The sequence below is a fragment of the Nitrospinota bacterium genome (assembly GCA_016217735.1).
Taxonomy (GTDB): Bacteria; Nitrospinota_A; UBA7883; order JACRGQ01; family JACRGQ01; genus JACRGQ01.
Map to the genome: position 1 here is coordinate 29377 of JACRGQ010000041.1, position 20078 is coordinate 49454.

Annotated in this window: 20 protein-coding genes; 12 read left to right on the top strand and 8 right to left on the bottom strand. The window is 60.0% G+C overall.

What is annotated here, in order from left to right; genetic code table 11:
- Positions 1–21: 21 nt before the first annotated feature.
- The 3 genes from HZA03_06520 to HZA03_06530 are packed head-to-tail and all read right to left on the bottom strand — an operon-like array spanning position 22 to position 2075.
- Positions 22–549 carry an HAD-IIIA family hydrolase gene (locus HZA03_06520; GenBank protein MBI5637604.1) on the bottom strand — a complete coding sequence of 176 codons (528 nt, stop codon included), beginning with the start codon at positions 547–549 and terminating at the stop codon, positions 22–24.
- On the bottom strand, positions 549–1511 hold the full coding sequence (locus HZA03_06525; GenBank protein MBI5637605.1) for a KpsF/GutQ family sugar-phosphate isomerase: 963 nt from the start codon (positions 1509–1511) through the stop codon (positions 549–551). The genes HZA03_06520 and HZA03_06525 overlap by 1 nt, the downstream gene beginning before the upstream one ends.
- Before the next feature lie 9 nt (positions 1512–1520).
- The gene (locus HZA03_06530) at positions 1521–2075 is read right to left on the bottom strand and encodes a phosphatase PAP2 family protein (GenBank protein ID MBI5637606.1); all 555 of its coding nucleotides are present in this window, start codon (positions 2073–2075) and stop codon (positions 1521–1523) included.
- 268 nt (positions 2076–2343) lie between these two features.
- Here HZA03_06530 and HZA03_06535 point away from each other — a divergent pair, with 268 nt between their 5' ends.
- Genes HZA03_06535 through HZA03_06550 form a run of 4 tightly spaced genes read left to right on the top strand, consistent with a single transcriptional unit; the run spans position 2344 to position 6480 of the window.
- Positions 2344–3300, top strand: coding sequence for a peptidyl-prolyl cis-trans isomerase (locus HZA03_06535; GenBank protein ID MBI5637607.1), 957 nt, complete (start codon positions 2344–2346; stop codon positions 3298–3300).
- Positions 3301–3314: 14 nt separating this feature from the next.
- Positions 3315–4232, top strand: coding sequence for a peptidylprolyl isomerase (locus HZA03_06540; protein MBI5637608.1), 918 nt, complete (start codon positions 3315–3317; stop codon positions 4230–4232).
- Between the two features lie 26 nt (positions 4233–4258).
- The gene (locus tag HZA03_06545; GenBank protein MBI5637609.1) at positions 4259–5281 is read left to right on the top strand and encodes a hypothetical protein; all 1023 of its coding nucleotides are present in this window, start codon (positions 4259–4261) and stop codon (positions 5279–5281) included.
- A 26-nt stretch (positions 5282–5307) separates the two neighbouring features.
- Complete coding sequence (locus HZA03_06550) at positions 5308–6480, top strand: aminotransferase class V-fold PLP-dependent enzyme (protein ID MBI5637610.1); 1173 nt, start codon at positions 5308–5310, stop codon at positions 6478–6480.
- A gap of 24 nt (positions 6481–6504) precedes the next feature.
- Here HZA03_06550 and galU read toward each other — a convergent pair whose 3' ends face one another.
- The 3 genes from galU to HZA03_06565 form a co-directional block, all read right to left on the bottom strand.
- A complete protein-coding gene (galU, locus tag HZA03_06555) occupies positions 6505–7422 on the bottom strand; it encodes a UTP--glucose-1-phosphate uridylyltransferase GalU (GenBank protein ID MBI5637611.1) in 918 nt (305 codons plus the stop codon).
- A 183-nt stretch (positions 7423–7605) separates the two neighbouring features.
- Positions 7606–7794, bottom strand: a complete 189-nt coding sequence (locus HZA03_06560) for a hypothetical protein (GenBank protein ID MBI5637612.1) — start codon at positions 7792–7794, stop codon at positions 7606–7608.
- Positions 7795–7865: 71 nt separating this feature from the next.
- Positions 7866–8033, bottom strand: a complete 168-nt coding sequence (locus HZA03_06565; protein MBI5637613.1) for a hypothetical protein — start codon at positions 8031–8033, stop codon at positions 7866–7868.
- Between the two features lie 278 nt (positions 8034–8311).
- Here HZA03_06565 and lepA point away from each other — a divergent pair, with 278 nt between their 5' ends.
- Genes lepA through lepB (HZA03_06580) form a run of 3 tightly spaced genes read left to right on the top strand, consistent with a single transcriptional unit; the run spans position 8312 to position 11287 of the window.
- Positions 8312–10093, top strand: coding sequence for an elongation factor 4 (lepA, locus tag HZA03_06570; protein MBI5637614.1), 1782 nt, complete (start codon positions 8312–8314; stop codon positions 10091–10093).
- A gap of 5 nt (positions 10094–10098) precedes the next feature.
- Entirely contained in the window at positions 10099–10677 is a 579-nt protein-coding gene (gene lepB, locus HZA03_06575) for a signal peptidase I (protein ID MBI5637615.1), read from the top strand.
- Positions 10678–10684: 7 nt separating this feature from the next.
- Complete coding sequence (gene lepB, locus HZA03_06580; GenBank protein MBI5637616.1) at positions 10685–11287, top strand: signal peptidase I; 603 nt, start codon at positions 10685–10687, stop codon at positions 11285–11287.
- Positions 11288–11369: 82 nt separating this feature from the next.
- On the opposite strand, the gene HZA03_06585 is transcribed toward lepB (HZA03_06580), so the two are convergent.
- Complete coding sequence (locus HZA03_06585; protein ID MBI5637617.1) at positions 11370–12815, bottom strand: mannose-1-phosphate guanylyltransferase/mannose-6-phosphate isomerase; 1446 nt, start codon at positions 12813–12815, stop codon at positions 11370–11372.
- A gap of 169 nt (positions 12816–12984) precedes the next feature.
- Between HZA03_06585 and HZA03_06590 the strand changes: the two genes are divergently transcribed.
- The 5 genes from HZA03_06590 to HZA03_06610 all read left to right on the top strand — a co-directional run bounded on the left by HZA03_06590 (position 12985) and on the right by HZA03_06610 (position 19275).
- Positions 12985–14037 (top strand): c-type cytochrome, encoded by a 1053-nt coding sequence (locus tag HZA03_06590; GenBank protein MBI5637618.1) that lies wholly within the window; start codon positions 12985–12987, stop codon positions 14035–14037.
- Positions 14038–14216: 179 nt separating this feature from the next.
- The gene (locus tag HZA03_06595; GenBank protein MBI5637619.1) at positions 14217–15464 is read left to right on the top strand and encodes a response regulator; all 1248 of its coding nucleotides are present in this window, start codon (positions 14217–14219) and stop codon (positions 15462–15464) included.
- Between the two features lie 135 nt (positions 15465–15599).
- Positions 15600–16997, top strand: coding sequence for a sigma-54-dependent Fis family transcriptional regulator (locus HZA03_06600; protein ID MBI5637620.1), 1398 nt, complete (start codon positions 15600–15602; stop codon positions 16995–16997).
- A gap of 24 nt (positions 16998–17021) precedes the next feature.
- Positions 17022–17927, top strand: a complete 906-nt coding sequence (locus HZA03_06605; GenBank protein ID MBI5637621.1) for a hypothetical protein — start codon at positions 17022–17024, stop codon at positions 17925–17927.
- 7 nt (positions 17928–17934) lie between these two features.
- On the top strand, positions 17935–19275 hold the full coding sequence (locus HZA03_06610; protein ID MBI5637622.1) for an NAD(P)-binding domain-containing protein: 1341 nt from the start codon (positions 17935–17937) through the stop codon (positions 19273–19275).
- Positions 19276–19294: 19 nt separating this feature from the next.
- Here HZA03_06610 and HZA03_06615 read toward each other — a convergent pair whose 3' ends face one another.
- Entirely contained in the window at positions 19295–19894 is a 600-nt protein-coding gene (locus tag HZA03_06615) for a lipase (protein MBI5637623.1), read from the bottom strand.
- Positions 19895–20078 lie beyond the last annotated feature (184 nt).

The following is a 20078-nucleotide window of genomic DNA, read 5'->3' on the forward strand; positions in this document are numbered from 1 at the left end:
GACGGGGGAGGGGGAAAAAGGTTAATCGTTGGCGGTGTAGGGCCACTTGTGCTGGGTTTTCATGATGAACTCTATCATCTCGCGCACCGCGCCAGCGCCGCCGTTGTGGCGAGATACCCAGTCGGCCTCGGCGCGGACGGTTTCGTCGGCATCGGCCGGGGCGGCGGAGAAACCGGCGGCCTTCAGCACGGCAAGGTCGTTCACATCGTCTCCCATAAAGGCGGCCTGGCTGGCGTTTAGCGAGTGTTTTTCCAAAATCTGTTCGAATATCCCCAGCTTGTCGCCCACCCCCTGACGCACTTCATGTATTCTGAGTTCCCGCGCCCGGTGTTCCACCACGGGGGAGTGGCGGCCTGAAATAATAACCACTTTGTATCCGGCCTTGACCGCCTCGGCGATGCCAAGCCCGTCGCGCACATAAAAGTTTTTCGATTCCTGCCCATCACCATCGAGAATGATCTTGCCGTCGGTCATGACGCCGTCCACGTCCAACACGAACATGGCCACGCCGCGGGCCAGCGTTGCGGGGGCGGGATTCGCGGCGGGCATCAGACCACCCCCGCCCGCAGCAGGTCGTGCAGGTGTATTATCCCCGCCAGTTTGCCGCCGGCATCGATTACCGCCAGCGCGGTGATTTTGTTGTCTTCCATCAGTTTCACCGCCGCCCCCCCCACCGCGTCGCGGCCGATGGTCTTGGGGGTTTTGTGCATGATGTCGCCGGCGGTTTTTTTCATGGCGTCGTCCATCGTCTGGAAAATCCGGCGGATGTCGCCGTCGGTGACGATGCCGAGCAACGTCCGGTCCGGGGCGCAGACCAGCGCCACCCCCAGCTTTTTGCCGCTCATCTCGGTTAGCAGTTCCTTCATCACGATACCGGGGGAGACCACCGGCAGTTGCTCGCCGGTATGCATCAGGTCTTCCACGCGCACCAGCAGACCGCGCCCCAGCGACCCGCCGGGGTGGAAATTGGCGAAATCATTTTTATTGAAGCCCTTTTTCTCCATCAGCACCAGCGCCAGCGCGTCGCCCAGCGCCAACACGGCGGTGGTGGAGGAGGTGGGGACGATGTCCCACGGGCAGGCCTCGGCTTTAACACTGGCGTTCAGCCAAACGTCGGCGCCGCGGCCCAGCGTCGATTCTTTTTTGGCGCACAGGGCGATCAGCTTGAGGCCGAACCGTTTGATGACCGGTATCAGCCGGACGATCTCTTCCGTTTCGCCGGAGTTCGATATTGCCAGCACCACGTCGTCCCGCGCGATCATCCCCAGGTCGCCGTGGATAGCCTCGGCGGGGTGGACGAAGAACGCGGCGGTGCCGACGGAGGCCATCGTGGAGGCTATTTTTTGGCCGATGTGTCCGCTTTTTCCCATGCCGGTGACCACCACGCGGCCGGTGGATGCGAGGATGAGTTCCACCGCCGCCGCGAAGTTGCCGTCTATGTTGGCGGCGGCGTCCGTCAGCGCGTCGCGTTCAATGGATACGATGGCGCGGGCCCGTTCGATAATGTTCATGGGCGGATTTTACTTGATAGGGGGGGATGCCGCCACCGGTTTCTTTTGCGCGAAGCCGGAAAGGCGCATCGCCCCATACGCGATGGCGGCCCCCACCAGCGCCCCGCCAACAACGTCGGACGGGTAATGCACCCCCAGATAGAGGCGGGAGAGCGATACCAAAAACGCGGCCAGCATCCCAAACCACCAGAAGCGGCGGTCATAGAGCCCCAGCATGGTGGCGATGGCGGCGGAATTGGCGGCGTGGGAGGAGGGGAAGCTTCCGGAGTTCGAGCAACCGGGCCATCCGGGAAGCATATGCACGTCCGGCAGGGTGATGCAGGGGCGCGGCACGGCGAAGGCCTTCTTTAATATACCGGAGCAGACGAAATCGCTTGCCGTGACCGCCGCGATGACAAGCAGGAAAAAAAGAATCCCCCTCTTTTTATCGCGGTAAATGAAGTAGCCGAAGATTGCCAGCAACAGCGGCATCCAGCTCGGGTAGCGGCTGACGAATGGCATGAAAACATTGAAGAAAGGGTTTTGCAGCCCGTGGTTCACCGCATAAAAGAGCGTCGTATCCATGCGGGGCATTGTGCCATTGTTTGGCGGCGCGTGGCAACCATTCTTGCCCCGGGGGAGGATGTGGTTTAGCCGGACTATTCACGGCGTTGCCGTTCATAATCCGTAAACCGCCGATCTTTTGAAAATTATCGCGTTGGCTCGCATTTTTCTTAGTCAACATACTGTCAGTATGTTTCCCTCGAAAAACGCTTCACCGCCGCGTCTTTTCAAAAGCTTGACGGTTTTCCCGCTTTATTCCGTGAATAAAGCGGGTTAAACTATCCCCCTTATGCGTATACAATTAAAATTGCTGATTCCGCTGGCGGCGCTGGTTCTGATGCCGCTTGCCGCGTGCAGCAAGGACGAAGAGGAGGCTATCCCCGCCCGGCAGGTGGTGGCCGAAGTGAACGGCGCCAAGATCATGGGAGACCGCTTTCTCGTCGAATACGCCCGGTTCAAAAAGCGGGTAAATATCCAGCAGGGGAAAGACGAAGGGCTGGAAAAGGAGCTGCGGAACGGCCTGTTGGACAACTTGATACGGGACACGCTCCTGGAACAGGAGGCCGCGAAGGCGGGGATCAAGATCACCCCCGAGATGGAAGAAGAGGAAGTGCAGTCGATGCTGAAGGGAAACTCCCCGGCGCGGCTGCAGGTGATCCTGCAGGAGCAGGGGCGGACCTACGAGGAGTGGAAGGCGAGCGTGAAACAGAACCTCACCGTTGAGCGGCTGTTAAAGCAGAAGGTGGCGCCGCTGGTGCAACTGACCGACACCGAGATGAAAGAATACTATGACGGACACGCCGACGAATTCCGCAAGGATGCGCAGGCGCATGTGTTTCACATTCTCCGTTCCACGTTTATCGATGCCGACCGGGCCCGGATGGACCTGGCCGAGGGCAAAAAATTCGAGGATGTGGCCAGGAGCGTCAGCACAAGCCCGGAGGCGGAGAACGGGGGCGATCTGGGATTCATCGGGAAGGGGCAGATGCCCAAAGAGCTTGACGAGGCCATTTTCCGCCTGGGATTGAACCAGGTGAGCAAGGTGATCGAATCTCCCTACGGATTCAACCTGCTGAAAGTCACGGAATTCGTCAAGCCGCGGCTGATGACATTCGCCGAGGCGAAGGACGGTATCCATAAACGGTTGTTCCAGGAGAGACTGGAAAGAAAGTTTGAAGAATGGTTGCAGGAAATAAAGAAAAACGCGCAGATAAAAATATATTCCGACCGCTTGTACCGGCTCTGACGCTGCTGGCCCTGTTGCTGACCGCGCCCGCGCGGGCGGAAGAGGCCATCGACAGCATCGCGGCCGAGGTGAACGGCGAGATTGTCCTCCTGAGCGAGGTGAAGGAGCGCCAGTTCCAGATGCGCGCCATGGGGGCCGATGAAGGGCTGACGGGAGCGGATCTGTCCCGCCGCGCGCTCGACGGCCTCATCGAGGAAAAGCTGGTTATCCAGTTCGGCAAGGATAGGGAAGAGTACAAGGTCGCCGATATGGAGGTCGACCAGGCGGTGAACGAGATGAAGAAGCGGGTCGAGGCGCAGGGGGGGGATATTCTTGCCCTGCTGTCCCGCTCGGGGCTTACGATGGAGCGCTACCGCCTGATGCTCAAGGACCAGATACTCGCCCGCAAGGTGATCGGTAACGAAGTGCGGGGCCAGGTGAAAATTCCCGAAGAGTCGGCCCGCGAATATTACGAACAGCATGGCGCGGAATTCGCCGGCCGCCGGAGTGCGCGGATTTCCCATATCCTCAAATTCGTCCCCAAAAAAGGAACCGAGGCCGATTGGCGGAAGGCCTATGACGAAATCGCCGCCCTGCGCGACAAGATCGCCGCCGGCCTCGATTTCGCGCAGGCGGCCAAGGAGCATTCCGACGACCCCTCGCGCGATACCGGCGGCGATCTGGGGGAGGTCGTGCAGGGGGAGATGGTGGAGGAGTTCGAGAATGTCGCGTTCGCGCTGGAACCGGGGATAGTGAGCGCGCCGGTCAAATCGCCGTTCGGCTACCACCTTATTTTGGTGAAAGAAAAGCTGCCGGCCACGGCCGCCCCTTTCGAGAAGGTAAAAGGCGAGATTGAAAACAAGATGTTCGGGGAGATGATACAGGCCGTCCGCGAGGACTGGCTGCGGCGCGTGAAAAAAGACGCGTTCATAGACGTAAAAGCCCGGTTTTAACGGACAACACATTTGATGGGAGCATCATGGACAGGAAAGACATAAAATGCCTCGGCCTCCTTTCCGGGGGACTGGACAGCAACATCGCGGTGAAGCTCATGGTGAAGCTGGGCTACGATGTGACCGTGCTCAACTTCATGAGCCCCTTTTGCAATTGCACCACGAAGCAGGCCGACAGCTGCAAAAGCGCCGCCCACCGCATCGCCGAGGAGATGGGGCTGCCGATCAAGACGCTGTTTATGGGGGAGGAGTACATCAGCATGCTCCGCGCCCCGAAGCACGGCTTCGGCCAAGGGCTCAACCCGTGCGTTGACTGCCGCGTCATGATGTTCACGCAGACGAAAAAGGTGATGGAGGAGATGGGCGCGAAATTCATCTTCACCGGCGAGGTGCTGAGCCAGCGCCCGATGTCGCAAAAACGCGACCGGCTTGCCATCATCGAGCGGGAATCGGGCCTCAAGGGGCTTATCGTCCGGCCGCTTTCCGCCGCGCTGCTGGAACCGACCATCCCCGAGAAGGAGGGGTGGATCAACCGCGAAGAGATGCTCGCCATTTCGGGGCGCTCGCGCAAGCCGCAGGTGGAGGTCGGGCGCGGGCTGGGCATCGAGGAGGAACACCTCTGCTCGTCCGGCGGCTGCATGTTGACCGACCGGCAATTCGCGCATAAGATGCGCGACCTGCTGGATCATTCGACCGATACCACCGTGAAGGAAGCGCGGATATTGCGGGTGGGACGGCATTTCCGGGTTTCCGACACCGCCAAGGTGATCGTGGGGCGCAACAACGGCGAAAACGAAAAACTTCTGAAGATGCTCCAGGGGGACGATGCCGTGATTTGGGTGAAGGATCACAAGGGACCCTGCGTGGTGATCCAGGGCGCGCATGAAAACGGCGTCACGGTCACCGCCTGCATGATCGCGGCCCGCTACAGCGATGCCCCCGCGGGGGAAGAGGTCGATGTGGAAGTCGGCTCCGCCGCCGGCGGCGAAAAATCGGTCATCCGCGTGCGCGCCATCAGCGAAGAGCAGCTCGAAAAGATGCGGATGTGACTCCCCGCGCGGAGATGGAGAAGGAGATGGGCGCCCAGCCACGGGAATTCCGGCGGGTATACCTCGATAACAACGCCACCACGCAACCGCGCCCGGAAGTGGCGGAGGCAATGTTGCCGTACCTCCGCGATCATTACGGCAACCCGAACAGCGGCCACTGGTTTGGCCGTTCCGTCCGCGCCCGCGTTGAGGAGGCGCGCGAAAAAGCCGCCGCGCTCATCGGCGCGCAGCCGGATGAAATCTACTTCTGCGGCGGCGGCAGCGAATCGGACAACACGGCGCTCAAAGGGGCCGCCTTCGCGAAACCGCGCGACGGCGCGTGGCGGGTGGTCACCACCGCCGTGGAGCATGCGGCGGTTCTCTCCACCGCCGGATACCTTGCCCAAAACGGTTATTGTCAGACGGTGGCGGGGGTGGACCGGTACGGCATGGTTGATCCGGCCGAGATGGCCGCCGCCTTTGACGATAAGACCGTGATCGTTTCAGTGATGCACGCCAACAACGAAACCGGAACCATCCAGCCGGTGCGCCAGATCGCCGAAGCGGCCAGGGCGCGCGGCATTCTCATGCACACCGACGCGGCGCAGAGCGCCGGAAAGATTCCCGTCGATGTGAACGATCTGGGGGTGGATATTCTTTCGATGTCCGGACATAAGCTGTACGGCCCCAAAGGAACCGGCGTGCTCTACATTCGCAAGGGGGTGAAGATACATCCGCTTATAAGCGGCGGCCACCACGAGCGCGGCATGCGCGCCGGCACCGAGAACGTGGCGGGCATCGTCGGGTTGGGAACGGCGTGCGAGCTGGCCCGGAAGCACCTGGCGGAAGATTCAAAGAGGATCGCCGCCCTGCGCGACCGGCTGCAAGCGGGTATTTTTGAAAAAATTCCCTTCGCGCGCCTCAACGGCCACCCGGAGCGGCGGCTGCCCGGCACGCTCAATATCGGCATCGAGGGGGTGGAGGGGGAAACGCTTCTCATCCAGTGCGACATGGACGGCATCGCGGTATCCACCGGCTCGGCCTGCTCGTCCGGCTCGCTGGAGCCGTCCCCCGTGCTGGTGGCAATGGGTATCCCGCGCGAGGTGATTCAAGGCTCGCTCCGCCTCAGCTTGGGCATCTACAATACCGCCGAAGACGTTGATTATGTCATGGAACGGCTGCCGAAGATCGTCGAGGCGGCCCGCGCCGCCCTCCCCTGAAAGGGGTTTTCGCTATGCCGGCCTTTACCGGCTGGGGGCTGTACCGCTTTTTCGGCGCTCCACTGGCGGTTTCAGCGAGGAGAGGTATGCGCGGAATTCGTCCCCAAGGTCGCTGCGCCGCAACGCGAATTCCACGGTGGCCTTGAGGAAGCCGAGTTTGTCGCCGGTGTCGTACCGTTTGCCGTAAAAGTCGCGCGCGTAGACCGGAGACTCTTTGCAGAGCATATTCAGCCCTTCGGTGAGCTGTATCTCCCCCTTATGGTCGTGTTCCACTTTTTCAAGCCAGTGAAATATTTTCGGGGTGAGGATGTAACGACCCAGAATGGCCAATTTTGACGGGGCCATTTCAAACGGCGGTTTTTCCACAAATCCTTTTACCAGTACAGAGTCCCCCTTCTGGCTTCCAGGAACCGGATCGATCACTCCGTATTTGGAAATCTGCGGCCCCTCCACCGTCTGCACGCCAATGACGCTGGCCCCGGTTTCAAGGTGGGTTTCGATGAGCTGCATCAGAACCGGTTCGCGGTCGGAGTACATGACGTCGTCCCCCAGCAGCACGGCGAACGGCTCGTCGTCGATAAGGTCGCGCGCGCGCAGGATAGCATGGCCCAGTCCCAGCGGCTCTTTTTGGCGGATGTACCAGAAGTCGCACAGATTGGATATTTTTCTGACGCTCTCCAACTCGGTTAGCTGGCCCCGTTTTTCCAAATGGTTCTCCAGCTCGATGGAGTGGTCGAAATGGTCTTCGATGGCGTTCTTGCCCCGCCCGGTGATCATGATGATTTCTTCGATGCCGGAGGCGATAGCCTCCTCCACCACATATTGGATCACCGGTTTGTCGACGAGGGCCAGCATTTCTTTGGGCATCGCTTTGCTGGCCGGCAGGAAACGGGTACCCATCCCCGCGACCGGCAGTATCGCTTTTTTAATCTTATGTACCACGCTCATCCCCCCGTAAAACCCCGATGATTACCCTAGGGGGGTATTTAACCCCAAGGCGGATTGCAATGCAACACGGTCACCGTTCATTGCGGCTGGATATGTGGTTAATTGGGAAGGGGGGACGGCCCGCCATGCGGGGTGGAAACTATTTTCCCTCCCCCCGGATGGCGCTGTTCCGGCGATTCAGGCCTGAACGTCGACGCCGCCGCTCTTTTCGCTGGCTTTTGTTTTGGCCGATTCTTTCGATTCGGTGTCGCCGTCGCGATCCGGATCCTGTCCGGCCCCTTTGGCGGGGGCGCTTGGCGCCGCGTTGGCCGGCCTTTGAGCCGCTTGGCCCGCCACGTTATTTAGGGCTTCGCCGCTGATTTTCATTGGACTGCCTCCTCTAAGGTTTATATACGTTCGGTAAACCGATCCGGCCCGCCGCCGTTTGTGGGACGGTATCAGGCGGTAACGTTAACGTTTTCGCCTTTACCGGCTTCAGAGGCTTCGCGGGTGCCGTCGTTGTCGCCGTCGGAGTCATTTCCCTTGGCGGCTTTGGCCTGCTTGTTCTGCGATGCGTCCAAAAGCTGCTTAATGTTAACGCCGCCGCCGTTTCCTTGAACTTTCATGTGACTCATCATTCCTCCGGTGATTATGTGCAGTCTCAAATTATGAACCGGTATTATTATCGGATTGGAACATTAAAAACTTTAGGGCGGGCGGCAAAAACAGCGCACGCATCGAATACCTCCCATAAAAACAGCAAGTTGCCAGGTCGGTGTATGGGCAGTTTCTCCTCTTTCCCTCCAAGGAAATCGTCCGTCATGCGGGCTTTTTTAACGTTCGGCGGTTGACCTTTTCAAGTGATGGGCGGCCGCCGCCTTGTGTTAAGATATACAGTTCATTTATGGAAAACATCAGGAACTTTTCGATCATCGCCCACGTCGACCACGGTAAATCGACGCTGGCCGACCGTATTCTCGATATTTGCGGCGCCATCACCGCGCGCGAGAAAAAGGAGCAGCTCCTCGATAACATGGAGTTGGAGCGCGAGCGGGGGATCACCATCAAGGCGCAGACCGTCCGGCTCAACTACACGGCGGAAGACGGCAAAGACTACATCTTCAACCTCATCGATACGCCGGGACATGTTGACTTCTCCTACGAGGTTTCCCGCAGCCTCAAGGCGTGCGAAGGGGTGCTGCTGCTCATCGACGCATCGCAGGGGATAGAGGCGCAGACGCTGGCGAACCTGCACCTGGCCACGGAACACAATTTGACGGTCATTCCGGTCATCAACAAGATAGACCTGCCGAACGCCGATCTCGACATGGTGAAACACCAGCTTGAAGACATCCTTTGCATTGACGCCGAGGAGGCGATACTCACCTCCGGCAAGTCCGGCATCGGCGTCAAGGATTTGCTGGAAGCGGTGGTCAAGAGAATACCCGCGCCGAAGGGGGATCCCGCCGGGCCGCTGAAAGCCCTGGTGCTGGATAGCTGGTACGACAGCTACCGCGGCGTGGTGGTGCTGGCCCGCATCTTCGAGGGGACGCTCACCCCAGCCATGAAGATACGTTTCATGGGAACCGCCACTGAATATCCGATGACGCAGATGGGGATATTCGCCCCGTTCGCCCGCGAGGTGAAATCGGCCGGCCCCGGCGAAGTGGTTTTCCTCGCCGCGGGCATCAAAACGGTGGCCGACACGAAAGTAGGGGATACCATCACCGACGCCGCCAACCCCGCCGCCGCGCCGCTGGAAGGATTCAAGGAGGCGCGGTCGATGGTCTTCAGCGGCCTCTACCCGGTGGAAGGCGACAAGTACGGCGCGTTGCGCGAGGCGCTTGAGAAACTCCACCTCAACGACGCATCGTTCGAGTTCCTGCCCGAGACCTCCGCGGCGCTCGGTTTCGGCTTCCGCTGCGGCTTCCTCGGCCTGCTGCACATGGAGATCATCCAGGAGCGGCTGGAGCGCGAATTCAACATGAACCTCATCACCACGTCCCCCACCGTGAGCTACCGCCTGACGGTGACGCCGGGAGACGTGCGGATCATCGACAACCCGAACAGCCTGCCGGAACAATACGAGATGATAGAGGAGCCGGTCATACGCGCCACCATCTTCACGCCGGACGAATATGTGGGGCCGATCTTCGCGCTCATAGAGGAAAAACGCGGCGTGCAGGAAAAGATGGAATATATCGGCGTCAAGCGCGTCATGCTGGTGTTCAAGGTGCCGCTTAACGAAGTGGTGCTTGATTTTTTCGACAAGCTCAAGACCGCCACCAAAGGGTACGCCTCGGTGGATTACGAACCCGCCGGTTATCAACCCGCGCAGCTGGTCAAGATGGACATCCTGGTGAACGGCGACCCGATAGACGCGCTCGGCTTCATCGTGCATAAGGACAAAGCCTACAATTTCGGGCGCGACATCGTGAGCAAGATGAAGGAGCTGATCCCGCGCCAGATGTTCGATGTTGCGATACAGGCCGCCATCGGCGCCCGCGTCATTTCGCGCGAGACGGTGAAGGCGCTGCGCAAAAACGTGCTCGCCAAGTGCTACGGCGGCGACATCTCCCGCAAGCGGAAGCTGCTGGAAAAGCAGAAAGAGGGGAAAAAACGGATGAAACAGATCGGCAACGTGGAAATTCCCCAGTCCGCGTTCCTCGCGGTGTTGAAGCGGTAAGCCCCGTGTCGAAGAAAGCGCTGTTGTGGGATTACGCCAAGGCGATTATCACGGCGCTCGTTTTCGCGTACATCTTCCGCGCCACCATCGCCGGGAGTTACGAGATACCGAGCGAATCCATGGTTCCCGCGCTCCAGGTCGGCGACCGTCTGCTGGTGGACAAGCTGGCCTACCGTTTCCGGAACCCCGTGCGCGGCGACATCGTCGTTTTCAAGTATCCCAAGGATCCCAGCCGCGACTTCATCAAGCGGATTATCGCCCTGCCGGGGGAAACGCTGGAGATACGCAACCGCGTGGTTTATATCGGCGGTGTGCCGCTGGCCGATTCCACGTTCGTCTATCACAGCGACCCGGCGTGGCAGCGCGTTCCGGTACGGGATGACTACGGCCCGGTGATTGTTCCGCCGGACGCCTATTTCATGATGGGGGACAACCGCGAGAACAGCGCGGACAGCCGCGTGTGGGGCTTTCTGAACCGGGATATGGTGGTCGGCCGCGCATTCGTCATTTATTGGTCGCGTAATCCTGAAACGGCGTTCCCGCGCGAGATACGCTGGGACCGTTTCGGGAAATTGTTGGGCTGACGCGGCAATGGCAAACGGCACGCAACCGCCGCGGCAGCGGGGAAAAGGGCTTCTCCGCGAATACATCGAGGCGATCCTCGTCGCCCTTATAGCCGCGTTGCTCATCCGCACCTTCGTGGCGCAGGCGTTCCGCATCCCCAGCGGCTCCATGATCCCCACGCTGCTGGTGGGGGATCAACTGCTGGTGGACAAGGTGGCCTACCGCTTCCGCCCGCCGGCGCGCGGCGACATCGTCGTCTTCAAGTATCCCGGCGACGAAAGCCGCGATTTCATCAAGCGGGTTATCGGTCTTCCCGGCGACATCGTGGAGGTGCGCGCAAAGGCCGTTTACATCAACGGCGCGCCGCTGAACGAGCGATATGCGTTCCACGACGCGTTCGACCATATGCGCATCATCCCGCGCGACGATTTTGGGCCGGTGACGGTGCCGCCGGACAAATACTTCGTGATGGGGGACAACCGCGAAAACAGCCAGGACAGCCGCTTCTGGGGTTTTTTGGAGCGCGACAAGATTATCGGCCGCGCCTTCATCCTCTACTGGTCGCGCGATGTGGATCCCATTTTTCCGCTCGGCATCCGCTGGGGCCGCTTCGGCCTCCTCATCGAATAACCGCATGTCATCCTGAGCCGGAGGCGAAGGATCCCTTTCCGGAAAGAGATTCTTCGCTAACGCTCAGAATGACAACAGCCCGCTACGGGCGCTTGTACTTGTCGTCGAAGCGGATGATGTCGTCCTCGCCGAGGTAGGCGCCGGACTGCACTTCGATCATTTCCAGCGGTTCCGTTCCGTGGTTTTCCAGACGGTGCATCGCCCCGATAGGAATGTATGTTGATTGATTCTCCGTAAGGTCGAACACCTTTTCGCCGCAGGTAACCTTCGCCGTTCCCTTCACCACGACCCAGTGTTCGGCGCGCCGCAGGTGTTTTTGAAGCGAAAGCGATTGGCCGGGCGTTACCATGATCCGCTTCACCTGATAGCGTTCTCCCGCGTCGATCACCTGGTAATACCCCCACGGGCGGAACACCCGCTGGTGGCTGATATGCTCGCGGCGTTTTTTTTCCTTGAGCCACTCCACCACATTGCGCACCTGCTCGGCGTGCGATTTTTTCGCCACCAGCACCGCATCGGCCGTTTCCACGATCAGCACGTCTTCCAGCCCCAGCGCCGCCAGCAGGCGCGTTTCGGACAGCAGCAGCGAGCCGCGCGTGTCATGCGCGAAGACGTCCCCCCATGCGGCGTTTCGGTTTCCGTCCTTTTCCAGCAGTTCCCACAAAGCGGACCACGAGCCGACGTCCGCCCATCCCGCGTCCAACGGCAGAACCGCGCCGATCCGGTCCGCGGCCGGCCCGCCGAGTTTTTCCATCACGCAGCGGTCTATGGATTCGCCCGGACAGCCCGCAAAAGCATCCCCGGCGTGGAAAAAGGGGGTGTCGCGCTTGCCGCCGTCATGGGCGTTGGCAACACAGCCATGAATGTCGGGCCGGAGCCGCCGTATCGTCTCCAGCCATACCGATGCCTTGCAGATAAAAATACCGCTGTTCCAGTAGTAACCGCCCGCGCCAAACCACTCCCGCGTTTTTTCCATCCCCGGTTTTTCAATGAACAGCTCAATTTCGTGCGCCCCTTCTCCATCGATAAGCGCCGTTCCCCGTTTGATATAGCCGTAGGCGGATTCCGGTCTTGCCGGTTCAATGCCAAAGGCCGCTATCATCCCGCGCATCGCCAGCGGCATGGCCCGCCGGATGGATTCATGAAGGCGTTCCGGATGCCGGATGACATGGTCGGCGGGAAAAACCCCCATGACCGCGTCGCCGTGCCGGGCGACAATCTCAAGCGCGGCAAGCGTGAGGGCGGGGGCCGTATTCCGGCCCGCCGGTTCCAGGATGATGGAATAACCGCGCCGCTCCATCTCCTCCATCTGCTCCTTGACCAGAAAGCGCGATTCACCGCCGCAAACGATGAGCGGCGGGTCAACGCCGATTCCCTCCAGCGACATGCCGTCCAGCCGGCAAACCGTTTCCTGCAGAAGCGTCTTTTCAGCCGTGAGGGAAAGAAACTGTTTTGGGTAAAGCGCGCGCGATAGGGGCCACAGCCGCACTCCATCCCCGCCTGAAAGTATCACCGGCGCAAAATTCATTTTTTAAATATAGACCACAAACGCGCGATTGGAAAAGCATTTCTGAAAATCTTCCTCCCTGCGCGGTTGGCAATAAGGGTTATAATGAATGGCGAAATAACAGCGTCGGCGCCGGTGTCTGCCGCGCGCCGATAGGCGCATCACCTTAAATCGTGAGGAGGCATCACCAATGAAACTTTGGCACAACACCGCGTTTGTTATGGCCGCCGCGGCGCTTATCACCGTGGCCGTTCCCGCCGAAGCGAAAAAACACGCGAAAGAGGGCGGCTACAAATGGGATTTACCGGCGGGTATCGCGCGGGGCGATCTGAAAATTCCCGCCGATAACCCGATGACCAACGCGAAGGTGGAGCTTGGCCGCCTCCTCTATTTCGACAAGCGCCTCTCCGCCGATGACACCGTCGCCTGCGCCTCGTGCCACGCGCCGGAACATGGCTTCACCGACAACGCGCCGGTTTCCACCGGCATCAAGGGGCAGAAGGGGGGCCGCAGCGCGCCGACCGTCATTAACCGCGCTCTTTCCGAAGGCCAGTTTTGGGATGGCCGCGCCATCAGCCTCGAGGCGCAGGCCAAAGGCCCCCTCACCAACCCGATTGAGATGGGAATGCCCGATCACGACGCCGTTGTGGCGAAGCTGAAGAACATCAAGGGCTACCAAAAAATGTTCGCCCGCGCGTTCGGCAAGCCGGGCGTCAACATCGACCGGGTGGCGCAAGCCATCGCCGCGTTTGAACGGACCGTGCTTTCGGGCAATTCAAAATACGACCGCCATCAGGCGGGCGATAAAAAGGCGATGAACGAAGCCGAGGCGCGCGGCATGGAGCTTTTCAACGGCAAGGCCCGCTGCGCCACCTGCCACAACGGCGTGAATTTCACCGACGAGCAGTACCACAACATCGGCGTTGGCATGGCCGCGAAGGAACCGGATGTCGGCCGCCAGAATGTGACGAAGGGCGATGCCGACAAGGGGGCGTTCAAGACCCCGACCGTCCGCGACATCACCGCCACCGGGCCGTATATGCACAACGGCCAGGAGAAGACACTTGAGGAAGTGGTGGCGTATTACAACAAGGGGGGCTTCCCGAACGCCAACCTCGATCCGTTGATGGAACCGCTCAACCTGACCGACGGCGAGCAAAAAGACGTTGTCGCCTTTATGAAGGCGCTCGACGGGCAGGGGGGGTGGAAGAACATCACGGCCCCGAAAAAGTTTCCGAAGTAACGAAACCGTATTAACAAAAAAGGCCGGGAGAACTTCCCGGCCTTTTTTGTTTGCGCGCCGCGCCGCCGGCTGCTCCGGTGTTTTAAAGGCGTTTCCGCGCGCTTTATAAAACCGTTTAGCGTCTTCGCCCACAAGCCGGTATAATTAACTGGTCCATTATTTTTCCGGGAGATGGCCGAATGCCGATTAACAGCGTATTGGTGGTGGATGACGAGCCGGATGTACTCGAAATAACGGCGCATTTTCTCCACGGCAAGGGGTTTGATGTGGCCCGCGCCACGAATGGCGCGGATGCTTTGCGGCTGGCGGCCGGCAACGTCCCCGATGTTGTGTTGTTGGATATCTCCATGCCGGGGATGGACGGCATTGCCGTGCTCAAGGAACTGAGGGTGAAGCACCCCTCCACTGAAGCCATCATGATCACCGCCCACAACGAGGTGGCGACCGCCATCACGTGCATGCAGGAGGGGGCTTACGGCTATCTGGTGAAACCGCTCGATTTCAATCAGCTCCATCTGGAGGTGAGCCGGGCGCTGGAACACCGCCGGATGGCGCTGGCATTGGACGATTTCCACAAAAACCTGGAACTGAAGGTGGAGGAGCGCGCCGGGGAGGTGCGGCGGCTCAACGAGAAGCTCCGGGAGAATTTTCTCGCCTCGGTCCGCGTGCTGATGAGCCTGCTGGAAGTGTATGAGCCGTACATGGGGAGCCACCTCAAGCGGGTGGGGGCGCTGGCGGTGGAGATGGGGCGCGCGCTGAACCTGCCGGAAAGGGAGCGCGAGGACCTGGAGATCGCCGCCCTGTTGCACGATATCGGCCGTGTGGCGCTTCCCGACGAGCATGTCCACGCCGGTTTTAACGAGCTCCCGGCGGAACACATCTCTTACGTCAAGCAGCACACCGTCATCGCCCAGCATATCCTTTCCCCTTCCGGCGAGCTGGAGAACGCGGGGAAAATCATCCGCAGCATGCACGAGCATCTCGACGGCAGCGGCTTTCCCGACGAGTTGCGCGATGATGATATCCCGCGCCTTTCCCGCATACTCGGGGTGATAAACGCCTACGACGAGCTGGTGCATCGCCGCCGTTTCACCCACGAGCATATCGGCAGCCACGAGGAAGGGGATGTCTTCGCCCTGCGGCACCTCTATTCGGTGGCGGGACGGCATTTTGAGCGCCGCATCATCGAGGCGCTGGAGAAGGTGCTGGAAGACGTGCGGATTCGCGAGCGCAACGAGGTGAGGCTGACCGTGCGGGAACTCAAGCCGGGTATGCAATTGGCGCGGGACATCTACACGCACGAGAGGCTGTTGCTGCTTGGAAAGGGGAGCACGCTCACATCGTTGCACATCAAGCGGATCGAGGCGTTTTGCCGGATGAAAATGGTGAATAACGAATTTTTCACCGTACACGGCGGCATCGCCTGATTTTTTTCAACAACCTGTCGGTGACAATGACGGGACAGGAGTGTTCTGATTCCGGGCAACGGCGTGGCGGGGTGTCCGCAAAACGCCGCCGGCGGTTACAAAACCGGTCATGCATTGTGTTAACATGGGAAACTTATGGAAACCCCTTTAATACTGATAGTTGACGATGAACCGGACAACCTTGAGGTACTGGAAAGCCGTTTGACCCGGCGCAATTACCGTGTCGTCTCAGCCGATAGCGGCGTGAAGGCACTTAAATTGCTAGAGGAAGTAGAGCCGGATATGGTTTTGCTGGACGTGATGATGCCGGGGATGGATGGGTTTGAAACACTCACCCGGATGAAAGAGATGAGAAAAGGGGTTTTTATGCCGATCATCCTCGTTACCGCGCAGGACGACAAGGAAAGCCGCATCAAGGGGCTTGATACCGGCGCGGACGATTATGTGACCAAGCCGGTCGATATAGACGAACTGATGGCCCGCATCCGGGCGATGCTCCGCATAAAAGACCTCAAGCGGCAGATCACCGCCAAGGACCGCGAGATCAGCCGCCTTTCGCGCGAGTTGAAGGAAACCAACCGTTATCAGGACATCATCGGCGCGAGCGCCGTGATGAAAGAGTTGGGCGACAGGATACGCGGCGCCGCCGGCATCGGCAGTCCCGTGTTGATCGAAGGGGAGAGCGGCACCGGCAAAGAGCTGGTGGCCAAGGGCATCCACTACGCGTCGACGCGGGCGGAGCGCCCCTTCATCGCGGTCAACTGCGCCGCGCTTCCCTCCGAATTGATCGAGAGCGAACTGTTCGGGCACCGGAAGGGGGCATTCACCGGCGCGATGGTTGCCGCCGAGGGACTTTTCAAGGCCGCCGACGGCGGCACCATTTTTCTGGACGAAATCACCGAAATGCCCGTGGAGGTTCAGGCGAAGATGCTGCGCGTGCTGCAGGAGGGGACGGTTCGCCCCGTCGGCGGCACCGGGGAAACGCCGATCAACGTCCGCGTCGTCGCCGCCACCAACATCGATGTGGGGCGCGCCGTCAAGGAAGGAAAGCTGCGCGAAGACCTGTACTACCGCATCAATGTGTTGAACATCAAGCTGCCGCCGCTGCGCGCCCGCAAAGAGGACATTCCGTTGCTGGCGCAGGGGATTATCGAGCGGCTCAATGCCCGTTTCGGCCGGCGGGTGAAAGGGATCTCCGCCGGGGCGCTGGCGGCTCTCGCCCGGCACGATTGGCCCGGCAACGTGCGCGAACTGCAAAACGTGATCGAGCGCTGTTTCTCCCTTCCCGATATCGAGGTGATTGAAGAGCGGCACATCCAGATAGCGCCGCTGGCCGGTTCGCGGGAGACGCCCGCCGCCGTTCCTGTTCCGGCGGATGGGGGGGATGTTCTTTCGCTCGACGAGGCCGAGAAGAAACTGATACTTTCCGCCCTGGCAAAAACCGGCAACAACAAACTCAAGGCGGCGCAACTGTTGGGCATCCACCGCTCCCGGCTTTACAAGAAGCTGGAGCGGTATGGCATTAAAGATTAGGCATCAAAGGAGGGTATTCAGGCAATGAGCGAGCACAAGAAACTGGTTGCGGAGGGGAGCCCCCTCCTCCCGTTGATTCTCACCGCCATCGGTATCATCGTTTTGGCGCTGGTATTCGCTGAGAGCTATTTGGAACTGACGGGACAACCGTTCACCTTTCTGGATGTAGCGCATAAAAGCGGTTTGCTCACCGGCTATCAGGTGGCTACCCAACCCAACCGCGGCATCTGGCATCTCGTTGGCTGGATAGGCAGCGCCTGTTTCGTTATCATGATGCTCTATTCGATGCGGAAGCATTTCAAGTTCATGCAGAACGTCGGTCCCATCCGCTATTGGCTCGACATTCACATGTTTCTGGGAATCGTCGGCACCCTGCTGGTGACGGCGCACAGCACCTATAAGTTCGGCGGCATCGTGGCGCTGTCCTACTGGTCGGCCGTGCTGGTGGCGGTCAGCGGCTTCCTGGGCCGCTATCTGTATGTGCAGATTCCCCGCTCCATCTCCGGGCAGGAACTGAAGATGGACGAGATCAACGAGATAATGGACGACATCACCCTTGAGATCGAAAAGTTCGCCAAAGGGCAATACGACGTCCAGCATTATTTCGAGCGGATAGCCGGGCCAAAGCCCGATCGCCAGCTCAGCGCATTCGGCGCGTTGATGGCGCTGTTCACCACCGACATAAAAAACATGGCCACGATGTATGGCATATGGCGCGGCCTCAAGGCCAACAGGCGGATACCCGATCATGTGCGGAACCGCATCTTCAAGCTGATACGGGAAAAGGGGCGGCTGGTGCGCTCCATCGAGTTCCTCGAGGCGTCGCACAAGCTGCTGCACTACTGGCACGTGTTCCACAAGCCGTTCGCCATCATCATGTTCATCGTCATGTTCCTGCATGTCGGCGTGTACTACGTCTTCCGCATCTGAGGCATCCATGGACGCGTTGCTGAACCTTGTCATTCAAAACATCACCCTGATCGCGGGGGCGGTGATCATTCTGGCGGTGGTGGGACCCTACCTGCTTCTGCAAAAGCGCGGCTCCCAAAAAATGTCGAAGGAGATCGAGCGGGCCAAGCAGTACGGCCTCTCCGAGCCGGCCACCATCCATCCCAAGGTGAACCGGGCCATCTGCATCGGTTCCGGCAGCTGCATCAACGCCTGTCCCGAAAAAAATGTGCTGGGGATCGTGGATAACAAGGCGGAAGCGGTTTACGCATCCCGCTGCGTCGGCCACGGCGCCTGCGCCCGCGCCTGCCCGGTGGGGGCCATCGAACTGGTGTTCGGCACGGAAAAGCGCGGCGTGGACATTCCGCAGGTGATGCCGAACTTCGAATCCAACATGGAGCATATATTCATCGCCGGCGAACTGGGCGGCATGGGGCTTATCCGCAACGCGATGACGCAGGGGATGGAATCCGTCGGCTATATCGAGGAAGACCTCAAGGCCGGGCATTTTCCCAAGGAGCCGGGCGTATACGATCTCCTCATCGTGGGCGCCGGGCCCGCCGGGCTGGCCGCCTCGCTTACCGCCAAGAGCAAGAACCTGAATTACATCCTGCTCGACCAAGAAGAGGAATTCGGCGGCGCGATCCTCTCCTATCCGCGCGCCAAGGTGGTCATGACCCGTCCGGTGGAAGTGCCGATCTACGGAAAAATAAGAACCGGCGAGTTGAGCAAGGAACAGCTTCTTGCGCTCTGGAAGGACATCATCGCCAAGGCGCAGCTCGAAGTGAACGGCAACGAAAAGGTGCTGAGCCTCACGCGCGATACCACGAAGTTCATCGTGAAAACCTCCAAGAGGGAACTGTTGACCCGCTTTGTGCTTCTGGCCATAGGCCGCCGCGGCACGCCGCGCAAACTGGGGGTGCCGGGCGAAAAGCTCCCCAAGGTCATGTACCGCCTGCTGGAGCCGGAGCATTACAACGGACAGAAGATATTGGTGGTGGGCGGGGGCGACAGCGCCGTGGAAGCGGCCGTCGCGCTCGCCAAACAGGAGGGGAACGAAGTGACGCTCTCCTACCGCGGCCCAACCTTCTCCCGCATCAAGGCGGGGAACCAAACACGGATTGACGCGGCGGTGAAGGCCGGCAAGGTGACGCTGATGATGGAATCAAACGTGCGGGAGATCAAGGCAAATGCGGTGACGTTGGAACAGAAGGGGCAAACCGCCGCCATTCCCAACGACTCGGTGTTCATTTTCGCCGGCGGCATCCTGCCGAACGACTTCCTGAAAGAGTGCGGCATCGCCATCGAAACCAAGTTCGGCACCCGTTAACGGGCGTCGCACCGGGTATTTAGCGGAACCACCACTGTTCCCACTCCAGCACCAGCGCGGCGAGAAGCGTATAGCCGCCGCCGTCGGGGTGGTGCTTGTCGTGGCCGTCAATTTCCTCCATCCACAAGGCCGATTTGCTCAAGGGGGTGAAGATGTCGAGGTATGGCACGCCCAGCTTTTTGGCGGCGGCGGCGTAAGCGGCGGAAAGCCGGGCGATCCGTTTGTTGTGCGCCGGGTCGGATACCGGCGGCGGACCGACCATGATGACGCCATACTGTTTCATCGCGGGGGTGAGGATGGCCCGCAGGTTCTTGACGGAATCGCCGAAGGATACCCGCTGCTTGCCTTTGACGATGGCGGTGTCGTTTACGCCAAAGGAGAGGACGATCCGTCCGCTGAACGGCCCCGTCAGCCGGCTCGCGGCTTCACGCTTCCAGCGCAGCTTCACGTCCGCCGAGGTGTCCCGCCGCACCCCGAGGTTGTAAAAAGTGATTTTACTCCCCTTGCTGTTGGCGATCTGACAGACCCGGCCGGCCCATCCGAGACACTCGGTGTCGCCCGTTCCATTGACGAACGAGTCGCCGATAAAACAGATGCGGATATCGTCAGCGTTTTGCATACCGGGACATTACCATCCCGGTGGGGAAAAATAAAATAAATTAATAATTGGAGCGGGAGTGCGTAGCCGAAGGCGGAGCCTGCCGGGAGCCGCGTCAAAGCGCGGTTTGGGTTTGGGATTATTTTTAGGGATGTTCTTGGAGCGGGAGACGGGATTCGAACCCGCAACCTTCAGCTTGGGAAGC